The organism is Marinifilum fragile, assembly GCF_963677365.1.
In the GTDB taxonomy this organism is placed as follows: Bacteria; Bacteroidota; Bacteroidia; order Bacteroidales; family Marinifilaceae; genus Marinifilum; species Marinifilum fragile.
Genome location: NZ_OY781962.1, coordinates 2,667,901 through 2,694,390 on the forward strand (window position 1 = coordinate 2,667,901; position 26,490 = coordinate 2,694,390).

The 26,490-nt window shown below is 36.3% G+C and carries 20 protein-coding genes and 5 tRNA genes; 4 read left to right on the top strand and 21 right to left on the bottom strand.

The annotated features are described in order from the left end of the window. Positions 1-392 precede the first annotated feature (392 nt). The 18 genes from ACKPCA_RS10480 to ACKPCA_RS10565 all read right to left on the bottom strand — a co-directional run bounded on the left by ACKPCA_RS10480 (position 393) and on the right by ACKPCA_RS10565 (position 20,176). Entirely contained in the window at positions 393-1,118 is a 726-nt protein-coding gene (locus tag ACKPCA_RS10480; protein WP_054721107.1) for a pseudouridine synthase, read from the bottom strand. A gap of 62 nt (positions 1,119-1,180) precedes the next feature. After that, a complete protein-coding gene (locus ACKPCA_RS10485) occupies positions 1,181-1,720 on the bottom strand; it encodes a carbonic anhydrase (RefSeq protein ID WP_321279035.1) in 540 nt (179 codons plus the stop codon). A gap of 79 nt (positions 1,721-1,799) precedes the next feature. Then, positions 1,800-2,714, bottom strand: a complete 915-nt coding sequence (locus ACKPCA_RS10490; protein ID WP_321279037.1) for a glutaminase — start codon at positions 2,712-2,714, stop codon at positions 1,800-1,802. Between the two features lie 21 nt (positions 2,715-2,735). Beyond that, positions 2,736-3,782, bottom strand: coding sequence for a CNNM domain-containing protein (locus ACKPCA_RS10495; RefSeq protein WP_054721104.1), 1,047 nt, complete (start codon positions 3,780-3,782; stop codon positions 2,736-2,738). Positions 3,783-3,859: 77 nt separating this feature from the next. After that, the gene (gene pbpC / locus ACKPCA_RS10500; protein WP_321279038.1) at positions 3,860-6,115 is read right to left on the bottom strand and encodes a penicillin-binding protein 1C; all 2,256 of its coding nucleotides are present in this window, start codon (positions 6,113-6,115) and stop codon (positions 3,860-3,862) included. A gap of 469 nt (positions 6,116-6,584) precedes the next feature. Then, positions 6,585-12,140 carry an alpha-2-macroglobulin family protein gene (locus ACKPCA_RS10505; protein ID WP_321279040.1) on the bottom strand — a complete coding sequence of 1,852 codons (5,556 nt, stop codon included), beginning with the start codon at positions 12,138-12,140 and terminating at the stop codon, positions 6,585-6,587. Positions 12,141-12,313: 173 nt separating this feature from the next. Continuing rightward, on the bottom strand, positions 12,314-12,526 hold the full coding sequence (locus ACKPCA_RS10510; RefSeq protein WP_321279042.1) for a hypothetical protein: 213 nt from the start codon (positions 12,524-12,526) through the stop codon (positions 12,314-12,316). Positions 12,527-12,649: 123 nt separating this feature from the next. After that, positions 12,650-13,972, bottom strand: coding sequence for a DEAD/DEAH box helicase (locus ACKPCA_RS10515; RefSeq protein WP_321279043.1), 1,323 nt, complete (start codon positions 13,970-13,972; stop codon positions 12,650-12,652). 147 nt (positions 13,973-14,119) lie between these two features. Beyond that, on the bottom strand, positions 14,120-14,557 hold the full coding sequence (locus ACKPCA_RS10520; protein ID WP_321279044.1) for a VOC family protein: 438 nt from the start codon (positions 14,555-14,557) through the stop codon (positions 14,120-14,122). A gap of 129 nt (positions 14,558-14,686) precedes the next feature. Next, complete coding sequence (locus ACKPCA_RS10525; RefSeq protein WP_321279046.1) at positions 14,687-15,265, bottom strand: DUF1287 domain-containing protein; 579 nt, start codon at positions 15,263-15,265, stop codon at positions 14,687-14,689. Between the two features lie 107 nt (positions 15,266-15,372). Next, positions 15,373-16,059 (bottom strand): aquaporin Z, encoded by a 687-nt coding sequence (gene aqpZ, locus ACKPCA_RS10530; protein WP_321279049.1) that lies wholly within the window; start codon positions 16,057-16,059, stop codon positions 15,373-15,375. A 255-nt stretch (positions 16,060-16,314) separates the two neighbouring features. Beyond that, positions 16,315-18,741, bottom strand: coding sequence for a TonB-dependent receptor (locus tag ACKPCA_RS10535; protein ID WP_054721097.1), 2,427 nt, complete (start codon positions 18,739-18,741; stop codon positions 16,315-16,317). Between the two features lie 448 nt (positions 18,742-19,189). Further along, entirely contained in the window at positions 19,190-19,426 is a 237-nt protein-coding gene (locus ACKPCA_RS10540; protein ID WP_321279051.1) for a GIY-YIG nuclease family protein, read from the bottom strand. A gap of 241 nt (positions 19,427-19,667) precedes the next feature. Next, positions 19,668-19,752: transfer RNA gene (locus tag ACKPCA_RS10545), tRNA-Ser, on the bottom strand. Between the two features lie 9 nt (positions 19,753-19,761). Further along, positions 19,762-19,834: transfer RNA gene (locus tag ACKPCA_RS10550), tRNA-Gly, on the bottom strand. A 42-nt stretch (positions 19,835-19,876) separates the two neighbouring features. Continuing rightward, positions 19,877-19,959 (bottom strand) — tRNA-Tyr (locus tag ACKPCA_RS10555). A gap of 20 nt (positions 19,960-19,979) precedes the next feature. Beyond that, positions 19,980-20,052: transfer RNA gene (locus ACKPCA_RS10560), tRNA-Gly, on the bottom strand. A gap of 41 nt (positions 20,053-20,093) precedes the next feature. Beyond that, positions 20,094-20,176, bottom strand: a tRNA-Tyr gene (locus tag ACKPCA_RS10565). 409 nt (positions 20,177-20,585) lie between these two features. Between ACKPCA_RS10565 and ACKPCA_RS10570 the strand changes: the two genes are divergently transcribed. Beyond that, positions 20,586-21,452: a diacylglycerol/lipid kinase family protein gene (locus ACKPCA_RS10570; protein ID WP_321279052.1), complete on the top strand. Its 867-nt coding sequence runs from the start codon at positions 20,586-20,588 to the stop codon at positions 21,450-21,452. A 56-nt stretch (positions 21,453-21,508) separates the two neighbouring features. Here ACKPCA_RS10570 and ACKPCA_RS10575 read toward each other — a convergent pair whose 3' ends face one another. After that, positions 21,509-22,201 carry a tetratricopeptide repeat protein gene (locus ACKPCA_RS10575; protein WP_321279053.1) on the bottom strand — a complete coding sequence of 231 codons (693 nt, stop codon included), beginning with the start codon at positions 22,199-22,201 and terminating at the stop codon, positions 21,509-21,511. A 176-nt stretch (positions 22,202-22,377) separates the two neighbouring features. Between ACKPCA_RS10575 and recF the strand changes: the two genes are divergently transcribed. Together recF and ACKPCA_RS10585 are read left to right on the top strand one after the other, a co-directional pair. Beyond that, entirely contained in the window at positions 22,378-23,487 is a 1,110-nt protein-coding gene (gene recF, locus ACKPCA_RS10580; protein WP_321279055.1) for a DNA replication/repair protein RecF, read from the top strand. After that, positions 23,484-23,774: a DciA family protein gene (locus tag ACKPCA_RS10585; protein WP_054721093.1), complete on the top strand. Its 291-nt coding sequence runs from the start codon at positions 23,484-23,486 to the stop codon at positions 23,772-23,774. Before recF ends, ACKPCA_RS10585 begins: the two co-directional genes overlap by 4 nt. Positions 23,775-23,825: 51 nt before the next feature. Here ACKPCA_RS10585 and ACKPCA_RS10590 read toward each other — a convergent pair whose 3' ends face one another. After that, a complete protein-coding gene (locus ACKPCA_RS10590; RefSeq protein ID WP_321279057.1) occupies positions 23,826-24,245 on the bottom strand; it encodes a nucleoside-diphosphate kinase in 420 nt (139 codons plus the stop codon). Between the two features lie 211 nt (positions 24,246-24,456). Here ACKPCA_RS10590 and ACKPCA_RS10595 point away from each other — a divergent pair, with 211 nt between their 5' ends. Beyond that, positions 24,457-25,491: a DHH family phosphoesterase gene (locus tag ACKPCA_RS10595; RefSeq protein WP_321279059.1), complete on the top strand. Its 1,035-nt coding sequence runs from the start codon at positions 24,457-24,459 to the stop codon at positions 25,489-25,491. A gap of 208 nt (positions 25,492-25,699) precedes the next feature. Here ACKPCA_RS10595 and ACKPCA_RS10600 read toward each other — a convergent pair whose 3' ends face one another. Next, complete coding sequence (locus tag ACKPCA_RS10600; RefSeq protein WP_321279061.1) at positions 25,700-26,407, bottom strand: SAM-dependent methyltransferase; 708 nt, start codon at positions 26,405-26,407, stop codon at positions 25,700-25,702. Positions 26,408-26,490 lie beyond the last annotated feature (83 nt).

The following is a 26,490-nucleotide window of genomic DNA, read 5'->3' on the forward strand; positions in this document are numbered from 1 at the left end:
TCAGTAATATTATTTTATTCAAATTGAAATTAAATAAGGTGAGTTTGACGTAAAATTCTATCTCCAGAAAGTTAGATTTACATTATAAAAGAAGGGCATTTTAAGGAATTTTTTATGAGAAGATCTCTTAAAATAGAATCTTCTGTATCGATTTGTCTTCTTCTGTCCTAAGGTCCCAAAAATTTATTTAAAAGATCCAGATATTTCTGCCCTAATTTGTGAAAACTCCTATTTAAAACCAGATCAAAATCTGGTCGAACTTTACATCGAAATCACATTAAATGGCAAGCCGTAACTATTAAAAAGATAATTTTCACATAAAACTCATGAAGAATACCACAACAGGAATTCTAACAATGAATGATAATATTTAAAACAAGAAATAATTGAGGCTATAATTCATCATGTGTCTTGTGAGAATCTTCACATAAATTCAACAAATCGTGGAGTTCTTTTTTAGTAAAAGAACGATACTTACCAGGCTTTAAGGTTCCCAGCTCAATATTCATGATTCTAAGACGTTTTAACATGGTAACTTCATAACCTAAATATTCACACATTCTACGAATCTGGCGATTCAACCCTTGGGTAAGTATGATTTTGAATGTGGAATTGTTAACCTTCGAAACTTTACACTTTTTGGTAACTGTATCCAAAATTGGAATCCCATTACTCATTCTACGAATAAAGTCATTGGTAATTTTTTTATTTACACGAACAATATATTCTTTTTCATGATTATTTCTTGAACGAAGAATTTTATTCACGATATCACCATCGTTAGTCATAAAAATCAATCCTTCACTCGGTTTATCCAATCTACCAATTGGAAATATTCTTTCCGGATAATTTATGTACGAAACAATATTACCCTTAATTCGAAGGTCAGTAGTACATGTTATTCCTACAGGCTTGTGAAATGCAAGGTAAATATTTCGAACAGTTTTAGTTACAACCTGACCTTTAACCGAAATTTCATCAGACTTTGTAACCTTTAACCCCATTTCGGCTACTTTGCCATTCACTTTCACCTTGCCCGTTTCAATCAGCTTATCCGCTTCTCTACGTGAACAATATCCTGTTTCTGCAATTGCCTTATTTAATCGGGTATATTCCATTCCTTAAATCGCCTGTTATTAATATTTAAAGGTTGACAAAAGTAATGGAATATTTCTTTCCATCACTCCTCAATCATATACAATTTGTTGTTATCAACATTGTAAAAAAGTGGCGCTACAACAACGTTAGGATACTTATTGCGCAATCTATTTGCTTCCATGGTTACAAATTCAGCAGCATTTCCAATTTCAAACATTGGAGCAAAATTGTTAAAATGTTCTTCTGCTCTTTCTTTGCTCCATCCACCATTATTTACCAATCCATCTATAAATTGTCCTTTCTTCGAAACCAAATTAACCATTCCACAGTTATTGTGTCCAATAAGTGCAATGTGCTTAATTCCACCTACCGAAATAGCATATGACACTTTAAATTCACTATATCGAAGATTGGCTCCACCTGTACGAATGATGTAGGAAAAATTATCAGGAATATGTAAATGTTTTCTATGATCCATACACATTCCTACAAGCAGTTCAGCTTCTGTATAATCGTCAAAAGTTTTGTTTAGATTATGATATTCTATCAATAAAGAAATGGGTGTATTCTGATAAGCCGAAAGAATATCTTCCGAAGAATTAATTTCGATAAGTTGATTCATGGTAATTTTGACAATAGTTAATGTTTAGAATAATTCTAAAGATAGCCAATTGAATCTCTTTTGCAAATATCCCCAAAAATTAAAATATTGATGATTCAGTATAGCTGGTGAACTCTTCTAAAAACCTCACGCCTTTATTTGAGTTGCCTTTTTTATTTAAACGAGGACTCCAAACTACCATACTGTATTTGCCAGGGTGTACAACGGCAATTCCACCACCAACACCACTTTTTCCAGGCAATCCTACTTTGAAGGAAAATTCACCTGCCTCATCGTACAAACCACATAGCTGCATTACGGCATTAATTCGCTTCGACTTGCTAGAACTAATTATTTTATCACCGCTTACAGGATCTTTACCATAATTAGCCAAGAATAAGAACGTTCGCGCCAACTCACTACAGGTCATCTCTATAGAACACAAATCAAAGTAAAAATCAATTACTTCATCAATGTCATTCTCAATATTCCCGAAAGATTTCATCAGGTTACACAATGCAGCATTTCTATGTCCTTTCGATTTCTCAGATTGTGCAACACGATCACAATAATCTATTTGATCATTTCCTGACAGTTGTCGAACAAATTCGATAAAATCTTCCTTAGGTTTTTTCAATTTACTCACTAACACATCGGCAATTACAATGGCTCCAGCATTAATAAATGGATTTCGAGGAATTCCCTCATCATATTCCAACTGAACCAATGAATTAAACGGATTTCCTGAAGGTTCAACACCAACTCTTTTCCAAAGTTTATCCTCCTCTATTTCAAAAGCCATGGTTAATGACAAAACCTTAGAAATACTTTGGATAGAAAATTTTTCCTCCGAATCACCAAAAGCAAAATTTCCTCCATCCACAGTACATAAATGCACGCCAAACTTATCAGGAGACACTTTTTGCAATTCTGGTATGTAGGATGCCACAGTACCATTGTCTACATGAGATTTTAATAACTTATTAACCTCACAAAAAACCTCATTATAATTCATTTGACACACTATTGATCTGATTTAATCTTCAAATATATTGTACTTGGCTTTTCTTTCCTTCCATCTTTCCTTAGCGTATTGCTGCATATCTACAATCTTGTCACGCTCATCAATAATTTCCAAACCAAGCAATGTTTCAATTATATCTTCCATGGTTACAATACCATCCATACCTCCATACTCATCAACTATCAATGCAATATGCTCTTTCTCTTTGAGTAATTTATCCCAAGCATTCAGTAAAGTCTGAAATTCTGAAACCACTACAATCGGTCGAATAACATCCTTTAGGATCAAATTTTCTCCAGAATCTGACATCTTTTCAAAAGCACTTTGTCTAAACACATAGCCTGTTATATTATCTTTATTTTCCTTGTAAACAGGTATTCTAGAATAGTACAAATATCTTTTGTCAGTCAAAAAATCCTTTAAAAGCATATTTTCATTTGCCACAGCAACCACAACTCTTGGGGTCATTATCTGAGTAACATTTAAGCTCTTTAATTTAATCAAGTTCTGGATGATTCTGTTCTCTTTTTCCTCAAACACACCTTCTTCTGTTCCAATCTTTGCCATTGCCGAAATCTCTTCACGACTCACAGAAACCTCATCCTCACCACGTGAAAATATTTTTGAGATATAGCCAGTTAAAATTACCAATGGATAGGTTAGAAAAACCATTGCATTAATAATTAAACCCGAAACCATAGCCAAATTTCTCCAATATAATGCTCCAATGGTTTTTGGTATAATTTCGGAGAATATCAAAATTAGAAAAGTTAGCACAGCCGATATCACACCAAAATAAACCTCTCCAAAAAGTTTTGTAGCCTCAGCACCAACTCCAGCCGCTCCAATTGTATGAGCTATTGTATTTAGAGAAAGAATTGCTGATAATGGCCTCTCAATATTTTCTTTTAGCTTGATAAAAGTGTTGGCAGATTTTACTCCATTTTCCTTTTTTACATTCAAAAAAGATAGTGGAGTAGACAGAAGTACTGATTCCATTACTGAACACAAAAAAGAAACAAACAAAGCCAAAAAGAGGTAAAAAAACAGAAGAAACATGTTATTTTTTTTGTTACAAGTTATTTTGTCCCAAAATACTTCTTTTTACTGATTTTTGATAAGCGTAATCCCTAATTTTAATAATTAAGTTGATGTTCTTGTTTCCCAACAATTTCAAAGCGCTTTGACAGTACGTTTCCTTCTTCATCAACAAACGTTACATCATGCTTCCCTACTCCAGGAGCAATTTCTAACTGATGATTTCCACAAGTTGTTCCAATAAACTCCCCATCCAAATGCCAGTAAACATTTGCATCGGGATCATGATGGGCAATTTCAAATACGACCTTCTCACGCTTACCATCCAAACCAATTGGTACAAATATCCTGTCATTCGATTTTGGGTAAATCAACTCCATTGCTTGATATTCTGCAACTCCAACACAATCATCTCTATATGGTGGTAAGGGTCTGTACAAAGGATTTCTTTTTTTGTAATACCATTCCACGGCAGGAGGCAAAACAAACCAGGATTTGTGTACCATATTATCCACATTTTCACAATGCGAATTTACCCGATATCTTTTTGTTGCATCCAAATGCACTTGTTTGTGATAAGGACACACATTTGTTTCCAAGCCAGATCTTCCTATCCAAAGGGTATCAACCTGATCGCACCACCTTCCTGCTCGGTGTCCGCTGTTTCTACATATGGGAACCAATTCCATCTCTTCAACAGGTTGTTGGAACCATTCACTTTTCGGTAACAAATCAAACACATCAAACATGATTGGCGCAGCAGCACCAACTCCAGTTAAACCAGGTCTGCCTTCTCCATCAGCATTTCCGGCCCATACTCCAACCACATAATCCGATGTTACACCAATTGCCCACGCATCTCTAAATCCAAAACTAGTCCCTGTTTTCCAGGCAATTTTTTGCGATGATGAAAAAGACCTCCAACCACTTTCACCATCAGGGCGATTTACTTCCAACAATGCTTCAAATGTTTGATAAACCGATGAAGCTTTTAAAAATGCTTGAGATTCTGGATTTTTCCATTGAATTGAATCCCTGGTATATTTTAGAGTTTGAAATTCGTTTGAATAGTACACTCCATCATTTGAATTGTAATGATTCAAAATTCCAGCCATGCTGGCATACATACCACACATATCCCAAAGACTCCCCTCTGCACCTCCGAGTATTAACGACAGTCCATAATGACCAGCCGGCCTGTTCAAGCTAGACATCCCCATCTTTTTCAGGAAGAAATGAAAACGCTCAACACCATAGTCACGAAGCATTCTTACTGCAGGAACATTTAATGATCTTGCTAAAGCTTTTTGTGCAGGAACTGCTCCATTATATTTTAAATCAAAATTCTTGGGTGAATAACCGGCAATTTGAGTAGGGATATCTGCAACCAAAGTATTGGGTAAAATTTCACCTTCATTTAGCATACTGGCAAACAAAAATGGTTTTAAAAGGCTCCCGGTACTTCTTAGGGAATGAATAATATCAACCTGATTGCCATGTAAGTTTTTACCATTATTCTCCGTATTTCCAACATAAACCAAAGTATTTCTGCTTTTAGTATCAACTACCAAAACAGCCATATTGTATATTTGATTCGCTTCTAGATTCGTCTGATGTCTTCTCACAATTTCGTTTACCTTGTTCTGCAAACCAAAATTGATGGAGGAGACAACTCTCTCCCCTTTATTCTTCTTATGCACTTGATCCAACAAATGAGGCGCAACTCTTGGCAAATGATGAATCTGACGAGGAACATCCTCTAGTTTTGCCAACTCACAAGTTGTTGAATCAATTTCACCAATCCTGTACAATTTATCCAATAATCCATTTCGTTTCCTTAGCAATGTCTTGCTATTCTTTCCCGGATAAATTAAAGATGGAGCATTTGGCAAAACAGCTAAAGTTGCAGCTTCTGCCCAAGATAATTCATCGGGAGTGCGTCCAAAAAATCGCCAGGATGCAGCTTCCAATCCAACCACATTTCCTCCAAAAGGAGCATGAGAAGAGTATAAAGCCAAAATTTCTTCTTTAGAATATCGAATCTCCAATCGGAAAGCCAGAATCATTTCAAGAATCTTACGATATACCGTTCTCGATTTGCCTTTTTGGGAAATCCTAATCAACTGCATACTGATGGTACTTCCTCCACTCACAACTCTTCCAGCCTTAAGATTCTGAATTAGCGCTCTTCCCATCGAAACTGGATTCACTCCAGGATGAGAATAAAAGTATTGATCCTCGAAAGCCAATAATGATTTTTCGAATTTCTTTGGCACTTCTTTTATTTGAGGAAACCTCCACTGACCATCATCTGCAATTCTAGCTCCCAACAATTTGTTTTCCTTCGAATACAAAATCGTTGAGTACGGATCATGAAAAAGCTGCTTTGGCAATGAAAACCAAAACAAAATCAATAACAGAAAAAATGCCAACAATAAAATGCGGCATTTTCGAGATTGGCAATATTTTATTTCTGAAAAATTCATTTCTTCAACACTAAAACGAAAAGACATCACTACAGCTTGATAAGCTGACAGAAAGGAAATTTACAAACTGTACCAATCCTTCTTTTTTTGGCTATTATACCAATTGCATTTAAAATGCTCCATAAGCGACATCAAATTTCAGTAGACTCAATGTCCAAAACTTAGTATACTATCTTTCCGAAACTAAGTATGCTTCCTCTTGAAAACTTAGTATACTATCTTTTGAAGACTTAGTATACTAAGTTTTTGAGAAGTGTTCTAACTCTGTTACAAATATCAAGCTAATCACATTTAAAGATTTAGCACTATGAGCCAGAACATCAATTATTTGTGTAATTTATTTTACAACTTCAACCCATTGACCCGGTTTGCGGGCATTAATGTTATTATCATACATTGCTTCACAAGAAATGGTTGGCAAATAATATTTACCTACATAAGCTGCAGTTAAAGCAATGGTAAATGTTTTATCCTTGTATCTGTCCAATTCGAAATAAGAGTAAACACGATCATCTCTGATATCCTGATAATCCGGCATATCGTTTTCACTTACCTGATCCACCTCTCCAAATCGAGTATTCAGAATTTCCCAACCCGATGGGAAGATTTGTGTCAGGGCCATTTGCTCATATTTGTTTACGCTTGGATTTTCGATTGTTACCTCTGCTTTAAAATCTGTTCCTTGCTGCAACTTACTTACATCAATAACATTGCCTTGCATATCCTTGTAAACGATTCTCAATTTTAGATTCTTCTCAACCGCAGTACTATCGCCTGCAACAGGAATTCCACTGGCGATTACTCTAGTATAAAGAACTGCATCCGACAAGTTCTCAATCTTCACATTTGGTTTGCCAGATTTCACGTCTATTGGAATCTGCTTTACAGGACTGTTACTTATTATCTCCTCAGTTTTACCATTTAGGGTATAAGAGAATGACATTTGTCCTGGATTTTCACCACCTGCAAATTCAGCCATAGCCACCAAACAGTATGCTGTAGTTTGGGTACTCATCCATAAATCGCTGGATAACTTTTTAGATATTTCCTGAACCAATGGGAAAGCTGTTGTCCTTTGGTCCAAAAGACTTAAAGTTTCCAAAATCATAGCTTTATCACGCAATGAAGATCCAAAACTACCTGAGTGCTCTCGGTACGATTTTACTTCGGTACTCAATCCTGAAATTAACTCTTCTGCAACTTCTTTTTTGCCTATAATTCTATAGGTTGCAGCCAACCTCCATCTTGCATCATTTGATAAATTGCTTTGCTCTCTTAACCTATTCATCGATGCCAAATCCGGCTCATCTGCCAAGGCCAGAGTATATAATCTATATGCCTGAAGCAGATCATTTCTTTGGTAAGAATAACCTTCGTAAGTAGATTTTTTCCAAGATTTTGCAGCGGATTTTTGATACTTCAACCATGATGATTTTAATCCAATAGGAAGAGTATATCCTTTCTCTTCAGCCATAAGCATAAAGTGGCCTGCATAACTTGTTCCCCAAGAACTTGCATAGTTTCCTCCCGGCCAATAACTAAAACCGCCATTCGCCAATTGAAATTTCAGTAATCGAGTTAAACCAGCACGAATATTCTCTTCAATTCTTACTTTTTGGTCTGCTGTTAATTCAACAACACCATTCAAATACATTTGAGGGAATACCGAAGAAGTAGTTTGTTCAATACATCCATGAGGATAATCAATCAAGTATTCTAATCTACGACCAAAATCGATAGGAGGAATATTTGAAAGTTCTAAAACGGCCTTGTTGGTTCCTTCCATTCCCGGCAAATCAACCGCCATTTCAAATGTTTTTCCATTGGTCAATAACGTATCAGTAACATTAACAACTCTTGGATTCGGATTACGAACATCCAACTCTATGTCATATGTAGCTTTTAAATTACCACTTTCGGCGATCACCTTTACTCTAGCAATACCAAGCTTAGCTGCAACTTTTAAATCAAAATTAACCACTTGCTCGCCTGTTTTTTCAAACACAATGGCTTTCTCTTTACCATCCTGAGGAATCAAGTATTCATTAGGCTGAATCCTAACTTTTACATCTTTCACCTTTGGATCCATAGCAAAAACAGTTACCGGTAATTTCACTGTTTCATCCGGACCAACCACTCTTGGTAAGGTTGCCAATACCATTAATGGTTTGCGAACCTTCGAGGTTTTCTGAGCATTCCCATAAGCTCCCTTGTTTCCAGCCACAACCATGGTTCTTACAGATCCCACATAGTTTGGCATTTCAATTCTGTGCTTTTTAGAATCTCCCGAGTGTAAAGTAAAAGGACCGTAAAACATTACCACAGGCTTAAATCTATTGGCCTTTGCCTGTTTCTTGCCTTTCAAATCCTCATCTCCACCAATGGCAAATGCATTCTCCAAACGAGCTCCGAATGCTCCCATTACCAAGTCGAACATATCCCAAGTCTTAACTCCAAGCGCCTCACGAGCATAAAATGTATACCAAGGGTTAGGAGTTTTGAATCGGGTTAAATCCAACAATCCATCATCAACAACAGCAATGGTATAAGTCATTGGTTTGCCATCTTTTTCTGATACATTCACCACAAATTCCTTCTCAGGTTCCAGTACCTCTGGCATATCAATTTGCGGATTCAATCGTGTAGCAGGATCTTCCACCATGATAGGAATTACACCATACATTCTGATCGGTAAATCATTCTCAACATTGGCATGTGGTTGAATTAAGCTCACATGCACATAGGCATTTGGTGCCATATCAGGAGTAATATTAAAACTGAACTTCGACTCTCGAGAATCAGTTTCAACCCAAAAAGCATCCAAAACTTTAGCACCCGTTTCAATACTTACCAATGCTTTTCCTGTTTTCGATGAAGGAATTGTAATTGTTGCTTCCTCTCCAACTTCATATTTGTCTTTATCTGAAACAAACGAAAGCATATTTGCATTGCCTGGCATTCCTTCCGGTGATCTTCCATAATATTCAGAGAAATAAGCCGTAGTTCCAGCCGAGTGACCACTCTCCTGATCAAATACCTGAATCAAATAACGTCCATAATCCGTCCAGTCATTGTATTCAATATTCAACTTGTAAGTTGCTTGCCCATTTTTTGTCGAAATGGTTTTATAATCAACAATTCGAGTTGATGATCTTCTGATATAGGATGCCAAATTTTCTTCGCTCGAATCCCACCACCAGCGCCAGTCAATCTTGTAAACCTTCACCACAATTTTCTTCCTGTCCACAGGATTTCCTTCTGCATCAACTGTAGCAATTTTAAGCTCATGATCTGTATCTGTCAGATACCAGCCTCTTTTCGATTCTGGCATTTTCATTCCAACGAAGGAATTGTATGGTGCAAATTTCACTCTCTGCATGTCGATACTAAAATCGCCACCTTCTTCAAACACTCGGGTAACAAAATTCGCATTCAACATTCCCGGAGCCGATTTGTTTCCTTTCAAATTAAGCGGAACAACAGCCTTTCCATTCTGGTCAACCTTACCATCGAACACTACTTGTTCATCCGCTTCAAACTCTTTGGCCGGATCATCGAAAATGTATGATTTGTACTTTTGAAATGATGTTTTGGTTGGCGAAAATTTAAGGCTAACATTTGACTTTAAATTGCGTGCTGTAGCACCATGTAACCATTTCACTTCCATATCAAGATTTTGACCAGAAGCTTTTGACTTCAAAACCTCAGTTCCGAAATCCAAATTAATTTTCAAACGATTTGGTTTTACCGTCTCAATTTTAACCACTTTGGTAAAGCTTGCTCCTCCAACTTTTACTCTTGCCATCCAGTTTCCTGTTGGGGCTTCAGAATCTGTTTCACAATTGAACGAATAAAATCCATTTATACCACTTGTGCTTACTTTATGCACAACTGTTTGTCCTTCCGGATTCAACAATTCAAAGATTACAGGATGATTCTCTGGTAAAGTTTTTCCTGCATCTTCCAAAACAAAAGTAAGGAACAGTTTATCTCCAGGTCTCCAAACTCCACGCTCTCCATAAATAAACCCTTTAATTCCCTTCTGAATTTGTGCTCCACCAACATCAAAATTACTTAAGGACAATGACGAACCATCATCAAGACGAAGGTATCCTCTTTGGCTTCCTTTCTTGGCTACCAAAAGGAAAGGCTTTCTATCCAACTGCACAGTCGCGAATCCCTGATTATCTGTTTTCAACCTGGCCATTAATTGCTTTTGGTAATTGTAGACCTCCAGTTCAACACCATTTTCTGGTTGTGCTGTTAACAGATTTGTAACTGCAAAAGTGATTGATTTATCGTTTCCTGCTTTAGCAATTAAGCCCAAGTCTGAAGCGAAAATATTACGATTTATAAATCTTCCTGATCGATAATAAGAAACATGACAAGGGTTCTCTCTTTCGTTCCAGTTGTATCCATTTGGATAATAGTAATCATCATACCAACCTGGTTTGTCCCATTCCTTCATTTCATTTTCCAACTCCTGTTCAGCAATCATTTCATCCACCGATGCCAAATTGCTATCTTTTCCTTTCTCGTCCTCGCAGCCGTACAATGAATATTCTTTTCTGAATCGAAGTTCCAATCGGTAGATTGCTCCTGGATTTACATCAATAAAACTTGCAACATCAATGGTATGAGCATTCCATTTTCTTAAGTCTATGGCTTCATTTTTCCCTAAATCAACACGCTTTTGTAAAATCAAACGCCCAACTCTTCTCAACCTTTCTTGTCCACCCATTCTATTATCCTGCAAGAACTGATGAACATTGTTTTCGAATATTTCGATTACGCGCAAATCTACAGCCTTTAAGCTAACGGCCTCAAAAGGCAAAATCAATCCCTGCGATGAAGGAGAAATAACACCTTTGCCCAACAAGCGAACTGCAGGTTTAATATTTTCAAAAACCAACTCTAACTTCTTGCTCTTTTTTAAAGAGTAATCCAAAGCATTCTTGATTCCTTCTTCAATTTCAATGGTTCTGCGTCCTGCCAATCTGTATTGCGGATATGCTCTTACTTCATTTCCATCAATAATAAATCTGAAAGTGGATTGAGCATTAATACGAATTAAACCTTTCAGATTTTGATCTTTCTTTAAAGGATCAGAAAAACGAAGAGAAACATATTGTTCTGGCTGTTGAATTACCGTTGCACTCATCAATTTAAATACATTCAGAGCAGGAATTTCCACTTCCTTTTTGCCATTTTCATCAACGCCAATTCTATTTCCATCCCATCGAACCACCAACTCTCGTTTATCTTCGGTTCTTAACAAACTATCCACTACAAAATGATGAATTTTACCATCACCTGTATGGGTCCAGCTAATTGGCTTCTCTTTTCCATCTATACTTGCCGTTAAAACAGATTCTATTTCATCATCGTTAATAATATCTGCAGTGGTAAGGTAGCCTTTGTATTTCTGCGATTTCATATCGCTTTTGTCATAGGATTGTAAACCCTCTCCGGTAAAGCTGAAACTTTGCTTGATTACCTGAAAGTTAAACTTCAAATTGTTATACTTTTCAGGTACTTCCATCAACTTTCCAATTTTTACATTTACATTGTAAACACCACCCGATTTCATTCTCGAATCGGATCTAAACTCAATGGTTCTTGGATCTTTCCAGTAAGCTTTACCACTCAACTTTGGAGTAAGCGTAAAGATTCCCGCCTCTAATTCTTGTCCTGGCTCAATTGGATTCTTATAATCATCCACCAATCGAACTTCAATTATCGATTCCGCAGACACCACACCCGAGGTAAATGCAGCAATATATTGTCCAAATCCAGGATCGACTTTTCGTTTGGTTACTTTTTTATTTTTACAAGAATTGACTGCCATTAAGAGAATTAACGGCAAAATTAGAAAGCAGAAAAATTTTCTCATTTTATAAATAATTGGATTTGATAATTCAGCATAATATTAGCAATTGAAAATGATTAATCAAACAAAAAGACAATCTTATTGTTCTTAAAATACATATTATAAAAATAGGCCGAACAGATTTCTCTATTCGGCCTTATTATATGCAACTTAGCAATTGCTAAATTTACTTTAAATTATTTCTTTTTGATCTTCGTAAGTTCCATTTTGCGAATGCGAGCACGAACAGCTCCTTTTGTTCTTTTTAGCTTAATGGCCATTTCGCCAACGGGTACTCCATCAAAAAACAGGTTGATCAATTCGTCATCATCTTCTCGGTTCCAAGGATTACAAGCCTCTTTGTGTTCCTTTTTAATCTTTCTGATTTTGTCGAAATCTTTCTGATCCATAGCTTATCTTTTTATACCATTTATTTATCAAAGATCATTGAGGTATAATGCCGATAGATATTTAAAAATCGCTAACAAACAAAGTGAAGTTATCGATTGCTTTAAATACTAATCGGTATTAAATTATCTTTTCTTACCCGACCTTTTCTGTGATCCTGATCTGTTTTGAGAACCAGACCTACCTTTTGAATTAGACCTTCTTCTCCAATCCTTATTGCCAGAACCATTTGATTTACCCGAACGCGATCGTGGCTTTTTCTTCTCAGTTTTCTTTTCTGTATTCTTTTCCTCCTTTGGCAATTCTGGCATTTCCTCAGCCTGAAAAGGATGATCCTTAATTACCGGAATAGTCTGCTTAATTAAACGTTGAATATCCTTTAAATATGGTAATTCATCCTGACTACAAAAAGATATGGCCACACCACTTGCACTTGCTCTACCCGTTCTACCAATTCGGTGCACATATGATTCCGGAATATTTGGTAAATCATAATTCACTACCAAAGCCAAACCAGCCACATCAATTCCACGTGCTGCAATATCCGTTGCAACCAATACTTTAGTAGTTCCCTCTTTAAAATTATTTAGAGCATTCTGTCTAGAATTCTGGGTTTTATTACCATGAATGGCCTCTGTATTGATATCGGCTTTTCTTAGAATTCGTGCAATTTTATCGGCACCATACTTGGTTCTCGAGAATACCAAGGTAGATCCTAACTCTCTTGATTTTAGCAAGTGTGTTAAAAGTTTCGACTTCTTACTCTTGCTGGTAAAATAGATAGACTGTTCAACCCTTTCAGCTGTAGTTTGCTGTGGCTGAATGGTAATCTTCTCAGGATTTCCCAAAATCTGCTTCGAAAGGCTTACAATTTTAGGGGGCATAGTAGCCGAAAAGAACAGTGATTGTCGACGCTTTGGCAATTGATCTATAATTCTTCGGATATCGTAAATGAATCCCATATCCAACATCTGATCTGCCTCATCCAATACAAAATACCTGATATCTCGTAAAGAGATAAATCCCTGATTGATCAAGTCTAACAATCTACCAGGTGTAGCCACTAAAACATCAACTCCCGTGGCTAACGCATCGGTTTGCGCTCCTTGCTTTACTCCACCAAAAATTACAGTGTTTTTAATCCCTGTATGCTGACCGTATTCAGTAAAACTATCGCCAATTTGTATGGCCAGCTCTCTTGTTGGCGTAACTACCAAAGCCTTAATTTTTCGCTTTACCTTTCCGTGACCATCTTCCAATAAATTCTGAAGTATTGGAATGGCAAAGGCTGCAGTTTTCCCGGTTCCTGTTTGGGCACAACCTAAAAGATCTCTTTTTTGTAATAAAACTGGAATTGCCTCCGCCTGTATGGGAGTGGGATTTGTATAACCTTTCGCCTCTATCGCTTTTAATATGGGTTCTACAATATCTAATTTATCAAATGTCATATGCTTATAAAAATGAGCGGCAAAGGTAGTTTAATAGTTTGGATTAATAACATTTATACAAAATCATTTCTATATCAAACCATTATAAATAGAAAAGCCGCAATTCCTTGCAGCTCTACTTTATACTTTATACTTTATATTTTCAGATCAATGCGGTTCCAATTCAAAGCTCACCATCCACTGAATCCCAAATTTATCGGTAAACATTCCAAAATACGATCCCCAAAATGTTTTATCCATTGGCATGATTACTTTTCCACCTGAAGATAGCCCCACAAAAATGCGATCGGCTTCTTCCTTTGAATCTGTATTTAGTGATAAGGAAAAGTTATTCCCCTGCGTTGGAAGTGGTCCAAATGCCTCTGAAGAATCACTACCCATTAGCACTGTTTCCTTACTGATTGGCAAAGAAACATGCATAATCAAATTCTTATCTTTTTCTGCAACTGGCGGACAAGTGTCCGAAGGAGGCATTTCTCCAAATCGAGCCACATGGCTAAACTCTCCTCCCAAAACCGACTTGTAAAAATCAAAAGCCTCTTCGCAATTTCCATTAAAAGCAAGATAAACATTAAGTGTTGTCATAATTTGTGCATTAAGGTTTTTACTAATTTTAAAGTCTACTGAAAATACAGAAGATTATTGCGAAAATCAATATCTGACAACAATTTAGAATTGAATTTAGCCTTGTTTTATCCTAATAGGAGAAAACTTTTATTTCTGGTAAGTATAATGACCAATGATGGTATACTTATTCAGCAAATCTTCAACCACCTGCCCTGCTCCGATATTGTGAACAAATAATGGTCTTTTCCCATCGCGAGACATCTGATCAATTACAATTCCAATATGAGTGATACCTCCACCCAGATCCCAACAAACGATATCACCCGGCAAATAATCCTTTGGGTTTCTGGTTTTGGCTTTGATCATCCCTTTACGTTCGAAAAAAGTCATCAAATTGGGCACTCTTCTGTGATCGATGTTTTTATCGGTAGTTTTCAGTCCCCAATTTTTGGGGTACAATGTAAAATTGGCTTTCATATCCTCATGCACCTCTTTTTGCAAATCGATTCCCAACAAGCGATAAGCACGAATTACGACATCAGTGCATACTCCCCGATCTGCGGGAACATCACCATTCGGGTAATCAATTGCAAAATAAGATGGATCGTAAACCACATGCTGCTTGGTGAGTTCTTTTGCAGCAACCACTAACTGATCATAAAAACTTTGAGCGTGTCCAAAAATAAAAAAGACACTACAGATGAATGTCAAAAATAATCTTCTCATTATTTACCAATTAATAATATCTTAATGCTTTTACAACAACCATTCCAAACCAATACAAAAAAGAGTGCACCAAAGGTACACTCTCTTACATATATTATATTTTAGAATTACCCTTTCTCTGGCGACATAAACTTATAGGCCAAACCTGCTAGAATAGCCCCTACAATTGGTGCCAACCAAAACAACCATAATTGATCCATTGCCCAATCACCAACAAATAATGCCTGGCTGGAGCTTCGGGCCGGATTAACCGATGTATTGGTAACTGGTATACTAATCAAATGAATCAATGTTAATCCTAAACCTATTGCGATACCAGCAAAACCAGCAGGAGCTTTTGAATGAGTTGCCCCAAGTATGATAAGCAAGAACATAAAAGTCATCACCACCTCGCATACTAATGCCGAAAGCATTCCATAACCACCAGGCGAATGTTCTCCAAATCCGTTTGCAGCAAATCCACCCAGATCAAATCCTGGTTTTCCACTTGCAATCATATACAGAATACCAGCTCCAGCAATTCCCCCCAACACCTGTGCAATAATATAAGGTATTAATTCCCTTCCATCAAATCGACCTCCTGCCCATAAACCAATTGATACTGCAGGATTTAGATGACAACCAGAAATATGTCCAATTGCATAAACCATGGTAAGTACTGTTAACCCAAAAGCAATGGCAACACCTACAAAGCCAATTCCCAATTCGGGATAAGCTGCTGCCAATACGGCACTACCACATCCTCCCAATACCAACCAAAGGGTTCCAATAAACTCTGCTACTAGTTTTTTCATGATATATTATTTAAGGTTAATAATGATCTCTCATGTTTGATCCTCAAGCATTCTTCCATTTTCATCTCTCCAGAATAATAAATATAATCATTTTGACGCATATGACCATCTAAATTAAACACTTAACAGAATCAGCTAAAACACAATACATTTAAATTACAGGTAGAAGATGTACAATAAAAAAATCTCCCTACTCATTACTGAACAGGGAGATTGCAATTAAACTAATTGTATGTAGTTGTTGAAAGATTCCTATTACATGAATCCACCGCCACCTTGCGTTTCACGATTGTCTCTGCGCTTGCGTTGTTTGGCTTTGTTTTTACCACTACCAAATCGATAAGAGAATCCTAAGTAAGCGGTTCTGCTTTCCCAATGAAATTCACCATTCTGTCTGTATGGAACCTCCGAATCGAACTTAAACTTCATTCCTTCGAAAATGTCATTCACTCTAAAGGTAATGGTACCTTTCCCTTTCATTACGCTGTAGCTTGCACCTGTATTAATCATCCACATCGGATCAACTTCGAACTGCAAGTCTTTTCCGCCACCACGATACATGGCAAACAACTGGAATCTCAACTTTTTGGTTGCAGTAAAGCTATTTGCAACACGCACATTGAATGAATTGTTGGTAATCTCTAAATTCTCACCATTCGAAACACCTGTTTCTTTCTGGATATACAAATCGGAACTTGCATTCATCGACCACCATTTGAAGAATCTGTAATTTGCCGATAGCTCCACTCCATAACGATCGTTGTCATTGGTGTTATAGTACGACATTTCTACCTTTTCAATATCTTGCGGATCTTTATTCAATACCCTAGAGATATTTCCACTTACTCTTCGGTAGAATACTCCGATGGTAGTCGATCCTTTCTTTAATCCCTTTGTGTAATTGAACTCAAACGAGTTGGTAAACTGAGGATCCAATTCTGGATTCCCAAAAGAGCTAATCAAAGGCGTACTCCACTCTCGAATTGGGTTTACCTGTCTTATTGAAGGTCGATCGACTCTTCGACTGTAGCTCAACTGAAATTGATTTTTTTCGTTAGAATTATAGGTAAAGAATACCGAAGGATAAACCGTAAATCTACTATCGGTATATTTTGCTTTTTCGTCACCTTTCATAAAATCTCCATCTACTTCATATTGCTCCAATCTGGCACCAACTTGCATCGAAAATTTATCGATCTTGTGATTCAAATTCACATATCCCGAGTAGATACTTCTGTCGTAGCTAAATGCCGAATTATCAACTTTAGTATTGGTAAAATCATATTGGTCGGTTACACGTGAATTTTCCGTATCATTCAATCTTAACTCCAATCCCATTTCCAGCTTTGTATTTTCTGATAAAGGATTTGTGTAATCCAAATTCAGAAGCGTGTTGGTGTATTCATTTTCAATATTATCGGAGTAATTTGAATTACGATCATCAGGATTTAGTAATTCTCTATAAGTTGCATCTTCAGGATCATCACTCTCACTATAGGTAGCTTCAAACTCCAGGTTGTGCCCTTCTTTCTCAAAATCGATCTTATAATTAACGTTATAGGTTCCAGTTGAATTATCTGTTTTCGATTTCATCAGATTGTGGAAGTCCAAACTATTGCCTCTAAAAATCTTGGTTGTTCCATCAAAATCACCATCACGAAAGTTTTGAGTCGTATAAAAAGAAAGTGTATTCTTTTCATTCAAATAAATATCGGCACCTACCTTTAATAAATGAGAATAGTTTTCGCTATCGAATTCAAATTTCTGCAGAAGATCATCTGCTAAGATTGTCTGTCCATTCTCATCCAACGAGCTTCTTAAAACGTCTCCATAGTTATTTCTTTTACCTCCATTTGCTCCATAGTTTAGGAAAAAGTTCATTTTTCCTTGCTTGTAATTCATATCGAACGAACCATTGGCACGTGTGTTTTTTCCACGTGTTACACCCATATTCACATTGGCATTAAAACCAATATTGGCATTCTTATTCAGAACGATATTAATAATTCCACTCATCCCTTCAGGATTGTACTTTGCCGAAGGATTGGTAATTAACTCGATACTTTTAATAGATGTTGAAGGAATCTGCTGCAACAACTGAGCAGGACTGATATTGGTAGGTTTACCATCAACCAAAATTCTTACATTTTCGTTACCTCTTAGGCTAACCGCACCAGTCTGACTATTCACACTTACCGATTGCACATTATCCAACACCTCAGAAGCAGTTGCTCCAGCAGCAGTAAGATCTTTCCCTACATTTACCACCTTACGGTCGATTTTCTGAGTAATGGTAGACAATTCAGCTCTAACCGTCACCTCTCCCAACATCTCTGTGTCTTCTTCCAAATGAACAGTACCCAATTTGTGCACCTTTGTTTTAGAAAAATCCAATTGCCTTTTATAGGGTTTGTATCCCATAAATTGTATTTCAACCACATTTTTCCCTTCAGGGATTTTCTTAATAATGAACTTTCCCTCAATATCAGTAATCCCTCCGGTAAGAATTTTTTCATTGGCATCACGTATCACTACATTTACATATGGCAGTGGTTCTTTAGTTTTCTGATCTAATATTACACCCGTTAATGAACCGCTTTTTACTGCAGTTGTGATTTCAGTTTCTGCAAAAACTGTAAAGCTCAACAACAACAAAACAACTATTAGTAGTTTTTCTCTCATAATACTTTTTAATTTGTTAGTGGGTTTAAAAATTAGACTACATCAAATCAATCATCACATCTACTCGTTATTTACCCCAATCTTGTTTCGATATTTGTATTAAAACGCGTAGTCAGTTAGTAAATACGAACACCCTTTTTAGACATTCTCCACGATACTATCAGAGATAGTGCCAAAAATTACAACCAACACTATTTCAACAACTAACATTACAATGAATTTATTTTCATGTTCGATATCGGACAAATTAATGTACGGTTTCAGCTATAAAATTTAGTTTAGCTCAATGAGAACCTTTAAATACAAATGGAAGATTTGCATTATACCAAGTGATAACTGTATAATCAAAGTGGTACAACAGGTAAGTATATTTAATATAGAGTATACTAAAACTACGTAGCAGAGGGATTATTGGTGAATTGACGGTTTAGAACGGAAGTTTTAAAATTTATACCAAGTGCCTTTTTACAAAAGCTCTTCCAGATCCTGATTTTAAATATTTCTCAAATTCAAAAGCCTTGTATTTATCTGAAAACGTAATATAGCTTATCAATTTTACAGGACGAATATTCTTTGTTGCAGGAGCATAACCATTTTGATGTCTTTCCAGACGTTCCTTCAAATTAGAAGTGCAGCCTGTATAAAGTTTATCGTTTGAACAATGCAAAATATAGACGTAATACATATTCGTAAATTAATTGATCATTAATTTACTGCATCTATTTAAATTATCAAAAGTGAGGATTTTAAAATAATAGGTCTATAATTATTGAAAAACCTACGGGGAAACTTAGGGAAACAATGAGCTTTATCTTAAAGAAGCGGATTTCATCCGCCGTAGCCAATCTAATAAATCCAATAATATAGCTCAAGTTTATAAAAACAAAAAACCCGCCATCGCAAAAAATTGCTATGGCGGGCGAAGGCGGAGAGAGAGGGATTCGAACCCCCGGTACGTTGCCGTACAATGGTTTTCAAGACCACCGCATTCGACCACTCTGCCATCTCTCCAAAATTTTGAGCGGGAAACGGGACTCAAACCCGCGACCCTCAGCTTGGAAGGCTGATGCTCTATCAACTGAGCTATTCCCGCAAGAATTATTTTTCAAAGATTGAACGTTTTCAATCTTATTTGTGGGGAGAGCAGGATTCGAACCTACGAAGACGAAAGTCAGCGGAGTTACAGTCCGCCCCAGTTGGCCACTTTGGTATCTCCCCAATGTTTTTCAGTACGTTTGAGCGGGAAACGGGACTCAAACCCGCGACCCTCAGCTTGGAAGGCTGATGCTCTATCAACTGAGCTATTCCCGCAAGAATGTTTTTCACAAATTGAACGTTTTCAATCTGTTTTGTGGGGAGAGCAGGATTCGAACCTACGAAGACGAAAGTCAGCGGAGTTACAGTCCGCCCCAGTTGGCCACTTTGGTATCTCCCCAAAAGCAATCGGTATGTAAAAGAACTGTTGTTTGTTTCTCGATTGCGGTTGCAAATATAGGGGCTTTGGTAGAATATACAAGGGCTACCAAGCTTTTTTTTGAAAAAAAATTAAGTTTTTTATGTAAGTGTTTGATTTCCTAGCGAATATTTTTGTCATTTTTTTTCAATACTTTTTTCATGTGAATATTACACGTTCCTCACAACACCTTAATTACACAATATCAGCAACTTACAATACTATTTTTAACATTTCCTTTAAACAAGTAATATTCTAAAGTATTGAATGCTAAGCTTTGGAACATTTAGCGTTCTTTTATTGATTATATTCGATGATGTACTTAGGAATCGTTTTTTAAGACAATCTTGAAATTGATTTTAAATTACATTTTCGAAATATTAGTAATATCATGGAGAAAATTCTTTTTATTATCAATCCAATTGCAGGCAAAAAATCAGGAATAAATATCCATCAGAAGATTATTCGATATCTGGATACTGATATTTTTAAACCTTATTTTAAATATTCGGAATATCCAGGACATATTTCGGAGATGGCAAAACAAGCATTAAAGGAAAAATACAAAGCAATTATTGCTGTTGGTGGAGATGGCACGGTAAATGAAACGGCAAGGGTTTTGGTTCATTCTAACATCCCTATGGGAATCATTCCATCAGGATCAGGAAATGGTCTGGCCAGGCATCTTAAAATTCCCTTATCTGTTAAAGGAGCTGTGGAACTCATTAATAAAATGCAAACCCTGCAAATGGATGCTATAAGAATGAACAACATGTATTCTTTTTGTGTTGTAGGCATAGGTTTCGATGCTCAAGTCAGCCGAATGTTCCAAAAAATGGAAGCCAGAGGACTTTTCTCATATATTATAGCCTGTTTACGCTGCTTTAATCGAAGTAAAAACCAAAACTTCATTGTACAAACCAAACAAAAGGAGCATCTATTAAATGGCTTTATGCTGTGTTTTGCCAATGCAAGTCAGTTTGGCAATAATGCCTACATTGCCCCGGGTGCAGATGTTTCAGATGGAATTATAGATCTGGTATTGGTTAAAAAGCCATCCTTTATACAAATTCCTTTGTTTGCCTATAAAATCCTAACAGGAACCGTAGAAAGTCACTCGCTGTATTACCGAATAAAAGGCAAAGCTTTTGATATCACCCAGGAGAATGATTTTGCCCACTTAGATGGAGAACCTGCAACAGTAGGAACAAAATTTACCGTAACCGTTGAAGAGAAGGCTCTGCGCGTAATTTGTTGACACAAAAAAACGGAAACCAATAAAGATTTCCGTTTTTCAATATCTTATAAAGATGATTACTTCATCATTGCTTTCGCTCTTGTAATATACTTTTCGATATCACGAGCCTCTGCTGATTTAGAAAAATCTTTCTCAATTTTTTCGTAAGCAGTCAATGCTTTTTTGTATTCTCCCATCATTTCATAAGCCAAACCAGCTTTTTGTAAGTAAATAGGAGTTGTAAAATCATTTGCGTTAATTGCGCTTGCATCCATATAGTTCGATGCAGCTTTAGCATTTTCTCCTAATTCCATATAAGCATCACCGGCAGCAGCCTTAGCTAAAGAACTTAAAAGAAAATCATCTGAACTGAAAGAAGTAAGCTTATCAATCGCATTTTGATACTCACCAATTCTTAAGTATGAAATACCAGCATAGTACTTAGAAAGATTACCAGCTGCAGTTGAACCAAATTCGTCAACAATTTCCAAAAATCCAGGATAGTTTTCGTCACCATTTAAAGCCAATTTAAATGAATCTTGTTCGAAATATCTTTGAGCCTGAAACAATTGCTTCTGAGCCTTTTCTTCAAGAGGAGTTTTGTAATACTTTTGATAAGCAAAAATTGCCACAGCCACCACAATAACAGCAAAAGCAATACTAGTCAATTTCTTTTGGTTCTTCTCTATATATTGTTCAGTCTTACTTAACGCATCTTCTAGATTCTCGAAATTATCCGCAGTTTCCGGATTGTTTTTGTTCTTCGACATACTCAAATAATTAATAGGTTTATTTTTTCTAACGCAAATGTAATTTTTTTTGCCAAATATTAAGCATGATTAATATAAAAAATGAGAATAAATTAGAACTTAATTATTGCCAAGCTTTCCCTAATTTGATTTGATTTTATTTCTTAATTTTGCAGCATTACCTTAAAGTTTTGCACATGCATCTTGAAAAGCTATCTCTTATTAACTACAAGAACATACTTGAGTTAGAATTAAATTTTTCTCCAAAAATCAATTGTTTTATCGGCAATAATGGAATGGGAAAAACCAATCTTCTCGATGCAGTTTACTACTTAAGCTTTTGTAAAAGTTTCTTTTCATCTACCGATCAGCACAACATCAATCACGATGCACAATTCATGGTTTTAGAAGGAAAATATCAGCGTAAGGAATTGGAGGAAGTAGTTTATTGTGGTGTAAAACGTGGACAAAAGAAAAATTTCAAGCGAAACAAAAAAGAATACAAAAAATTATCTGAGCATATTGGATTACTTCCTATAGTTATGGTCTCTCCTGCCGATGGCCGACTAATTACCGATGGCAGCGAGGAACGCAGAAAGTACATGGATAGTGTGATATCGCAGTACGACAGAAAATATCTGGATGATTTAATTCGTTACAATCGGGTAATTCTGCAACGCAATAAATTACTAAAAGATTTTGCTGCCGGAACCAAATACGATGAAGATACCTTAAGCATTTGGGATGAGCAATTGGTACATTTAAGTGCGGACATTTATAAGAAAAGGAAAGATTTTCTGCACAAACTAATGCCTGTTTTCCAGGAATACTATTCTGTTATATCTCAGGGAAACGAAATTGTTAGTTTGGAGTATAAATCGCAACTGCATGAACATGGAATGCGTGACTTATTGGACAATGCACGCTGGAAAGATCAGGTGATGCAATACACAACCGTAGGGATTCACAAGGATGATTTGATTTTAAACCTGGGAAAATATCCGATTAAAAAAATGGGTTCTCAGGGACAAAAGAAGACTTATCTAATTGCGCTAAAACTGGCTCAGTTTGAATTCATAAAACAAATTGCGAGTTTTACGCCTATTCTTTTGCTAGATGACATTTTCGACAAGCTAGATTCGAATCGTGTTGAGCAAATTGTTCGTTTGGTTTCAGAAGAACGATTTGGTCAGATTTTCATTTCTGATACCAATCGTGATCATTTGGATGAAATCTTATCTGGATCAGCTTTGGAGTATCAGCTGTTTGTAATTGATAATGGTGCTATTGTAAATTCGGAATCATGAGAAGAAGCAACACTCAAAAAATAGATGAATTGATCAAGGAAGTTCTGAAAGAATCGAAACTTGATGTGAAACTGAAAGAATATGAGTTGGTGAACTCGTGGGAAAAAGTTATTGGCAAAACAGTAGCCAATGCAACTACCGATATCTACATTCGTAATCGAAGATTGTTTGTTGCGGTTCGCTCATCGGTAATCCGAAACGAACTCATGATTATTCGTGATGGATTGGTAAAAGCTTTGAACCGTGAAGTTCAAGCTAATATTATTGATGATATTGTGGTGAGATAAAAAAAGCACATCAATAAGTTATCAATGTGCTTTCGGAATATTTGATATTATTTAAATCACTTCTGTTGCCGAGAAATAAAATGCTCCTTCGATACAAGCATTTTCATCGCTATCTGAACCGTGTACTGCATTTTTCGACATCGATTCTGCGAACTCTTTACGAATTGTACCTTCTTCTGCTTCGGCAGGATTGGTTGCTCCAATCAACTTTCTGAAAGCCACTACAGCATCTTCTTTTTCCAAAATTGCCGCTACAATCGGACCAGAACTCATAAAATCAGTCAATTCATCGTAAAACGGACGATCCTTATGAACTTCATAAAACTTCTTAGCTTGTTCCTTGGTAATTTGAGTGTATTTCATGGCTGCAATTCTAAATCCTGCTTCGTTAATTTTTGCAAGAATTGCTCCTATATGACCCGCTGCAACTGCATCAGGCTTAATCATTGTAAAAGTTCTATCGCTTCTCATTAATATGTGTGTATAAGTTTAACCTAGGTATACAAAAATAATATTTCTGTTTAGGCATGCAATAAAATCCCACTAATTTATTTGGAATAATTCTAATTAGCTAATTGCACTGAATCCCGTTTCACCGGGCAAATCATTTTAAAATGATGAATTCTGCCTATCAATTTCTATCTTTACCCACTAATTTTGAATCATCTTTACTCTAAAGAGAATGAATAATATAAAGAATAGAATCGATAGTGATTTGATTAAGAAGGCAGAAATTCTGTTGGAGGAATCAAAACAAATAGCAATAATCCCCCACTCTGGTCCCGATGGCGATGCCATAGGTTCATCCTTAGCATTGTACCAGTATTTAAAGAAAAAAGGTAAAACACCTAAAATTATCAGTCCGAGTGCGTATCCTGTATTTTTGAATTGGTTACCGCAAAATTCGGAGGTGATGATCTATACAAATGGCAAAAAAGAAGCCGAGGATTATTTAAAATCATCAGACCTGGTATTTATTGTCGATCACAACTCTTTTAAAAGATCGGGAGATTTGGAAACAATCCTTAAAGATTTACCTGCAAAGAAGATCATGATTGATCACCATCCGGAACCTGAACAAATTGTTGACTTGATGTTTTCGGATACAGCAATGTGTGCCACTTGTGAGTTCATGTATGAGTTTATTGAGGCTCTTGGCGATGAAAACTTAATCGACACCCACATTGCAGAATGCTTGTATACAGGAATCGTTACAGATACTGGCGGATTAAGCTATAATTCATCCAACCCAAGAACCTATCAAATTGTTGGAGATTTATTGGCAAGAGGAATCGATAAGAGTAAGATCCATTCAAATGTATACGATAATTTCTCTACCGACAGAATGAAATTGTTGGGCCACTGTTTAGATCAAGGACTTGAGGTTTTAAGCGAATACCAAACCGCAATTATCACTTTAACTAAAGACGATTTACTACGATTCAATTACAAAGATGGCGATACGGAAGGTTTTGTAAATTACCCTCTATCCATACAAGGAATGCTGGTATCGGTAATATTTATTGAGAAAGAAGATATGGTAAAAATCTCTTTCCGATCAAAAGGCAATGTACCTATAAATGCTGTGGCTTCAACACATTTTAATGGTGGAGGTCACATGAACGCCGCTGGAGGAAGAACCACAGATAATCTGAAAGATGCCATTGACAAATTTAAAGCTGTAATACCTGCATTTTATAAGAGTCTTGACCTCTAATTTAGACAATAAAAAAGACTTGATGGTATGATATTTGCCCTATATAAGCCGACTAAAGTCTTGTCTTAAATAGTGGTTTTGTAAATTTTAGGGATAAAAAGACGAAGTCAAGAAGTAATCCCGGTTTTAGGCGGTCGGGATTATGCCTAAATTTTTAACTATAATGTTCGCAGCGCAGGTTTTTACAATCTGCGCTGTTTTTTTGATATTATTTTTCTCTGTGCAATAGGAAAATTGCTGGTTTCTTGTGCAAATCAATATCCATTCCTTTCCATGCTTTTACAGGAAGAGTTTTAATAAATTCGCTTTCCATGGTAATATCAACTGCAATACACAACTTAGTGGCTCCGCTACAATTAGCAATTAAATCTTCAACCAATTTGTTGTTACGATAAGGAGCCTCAATAAAGATTTGCGTTTGATTTTCACTCAATGATCTTGAATCCAACTCCTTTATTTTTTTTGCTCGTTCATTTGCTTTTATTGGCAAATATCCATTAAAGGCAAAGTTTTGTCCGTTAAAACCTGATGCCATCAGCGACATTAAAATTGAAGATGGACCCACCAATGGCACTACTTGTATGTTCTTTTCGTGAGCCAATTTTACAACATCAGCTCCCGGATCGGCAACACCTGGACAACCTGCTTCGGAAATGATCCCAATATCAAAATCTTTAATCGCATTCAAATATCCTGAAATTTCGTTAGGCGAACTGTGTTTATTTAATTCATAAAAGCGAAGTTCATCTATATTAATGGCAGAATTCACCTTTTTAAGATACCTGCGTGCTGTTCTTATATTTTCCACAATAAAATGCTTAATGGTTGGAATCAGCTCTTGAATATCCTGAGGAATTACTTGATTAATGGATGTATCACCCAAAGTTGTTGGGATCAAATATAACTTGCCTTTCATGATGATTTAATTTTCGGCAAATGTACGAAATTACTTGTATTATTGATTTTGTATCGATTTTGATTTATCGTTTTGTAAATCGG

What these genes read in the sequence shown, in the direction of transcription:
- ACKPCA_RS10480 (WP_054721107.1), bottom strand. Translation starts at nt 1,118, where the DNA reads ATGGAATATACCCGATTAAATAAGGCAATTGCAGAAACAGGATATTGT.
- ACKPCA_RS10485 (WP_321279035.1), bottom strand. Translation starts at nt 1,720, where the DNA reads ATGAATCAACTTATCGAAATTAATTCTTCGGAAGATATTCTTTCGGCT.
- ACKPCA_RS10490 (WP_321279037.1), bottom strand. Translation starts at nt 2,714, where the DNA reads ATGAATTATAATGAGGTTTTTTGTGAGGTTAATAAGTTATTAAAATCT.
- ACKPCA_RS10495 (WP_054721104.1), bottom strand. Translation starts at nt 3,782, where the DNA reads ATGTTTCTTCTGTTTTTTTACCTCTTTTTGGCTTTGTTTGTTTCTTTT.
- ACKPCA_RS10505 (WP_321279040.1), bottom strand. Translation starts at nt 12,140, where the DNA reads ATGAGAAAATTTTTCTGCTTTCTAATTTTGCCGTTAATTCTCTTAATG.
- ACKPCA_RS10510 (WP_321279042.1), bottom strand. Translation starts at nt 12,526, where the DNA reads ATGGATCAGAAAGATTTCGACAAAATCAGAAAGATTAAAAAGGAACAC.
- ACKPCA_RS10515 (WP_321279043.1), bottom strand. Translation starts at nt 13,972, where the DNA reads ATGACATTTGATAAATTAGATATTGTAGAACCCATATTAAAAGCGATA.
- ACKPCA_RS10520 (WP_321279044.1), bottom strand. Translation starts at nt 14,557, where the DNA reads ATGACAACACTTAATGTTTATCTTGCTTTTAATGGAAATTGCGAAGAG.
- ACKPCA_RS10525 (WP_321279046.1), bottom strand. Translation starts at nt 15,265, where the DNA reads ATGAGAAGATTATTTTTGACATTCATCTGTAGTGTCTTTTTTATTTTT.
- aqpZ (WP_321279049.1), bottom strand. Translation starts at nt 16,059, where the DNA reads ATGAAAAAACTAGTAGCAGAGTTTATTGGAACCCTTTGGTTGGTATTG.
- ACKPCA_RS10535 (WP_054721097.1), bottom strand. Translation starts at nt 18,741, where the DNA reads ATGAGAGAAAAACTACTAATAGTTGTTTTGTTGTTGTTGAGCTTTACA.
- ACKPCA_RS10540 (WP_321279051.1), bottom strand. Translation starts at nt 19,426, where the DNA reads ATGTATTACGTCTATATTTTGCATTGTTCAAACGATAAACTTTATACA.
- ACKPCA_RS10570 (WP_321279052.1), top strand. Translation starts at nt 20,586, where the DNA reads ATGGAGAAAATTCTTTTTATTATCAATCCAATTGCAGGCAAAAAATCA.
- ACKPCA_RS10575 (WP_321279053.1), bottom strand. Translation starts at nt 22,201, where the DNA reads ATGTCGAAGAACAAAAACAATCCGGAAACTGCGGATAATTTCGAGAAT.
- recF (WP_321279055.1), top strand. Translation starts at nt 22,378, where the DNA reads ATGCATCTTGAAAAGCTATCTCTTATTAACTACAAGAACATACTTGAG.
- ACKPCA_RS10585 (WP_054721093.1), top strand. Translation starts at nt 23,484, where the DNA reads ATGAGAAGAAGCAACACTCAAAAAATAGATGAATTGATCAAGGAAGTT.
- ACKPCA_RS10590 (WP_321279057.1), bottom strand. Translation starts at nt 24,245, where the DNA reads ATGAGAAGCGATAGAACTTTTACAATGATTAAGCCTGATGCAGTTGCA.
- ACKPCA_RS10595 (WP_321279059.1), top strand. Translation starts at nt 24,457, where the DNA reads ATGAATAATATAAAGAATAGAATCGATAGTGATTTGATTAAGAAGGCA.
- ACKPCA_RS10600 (WP_321279061.1), bottom strand. Translation starts at nt 26,407, where the DNA reads ATGAAAGGCAAGTTATATTTGATCCCAACAACTTTGGGTGATACATCC.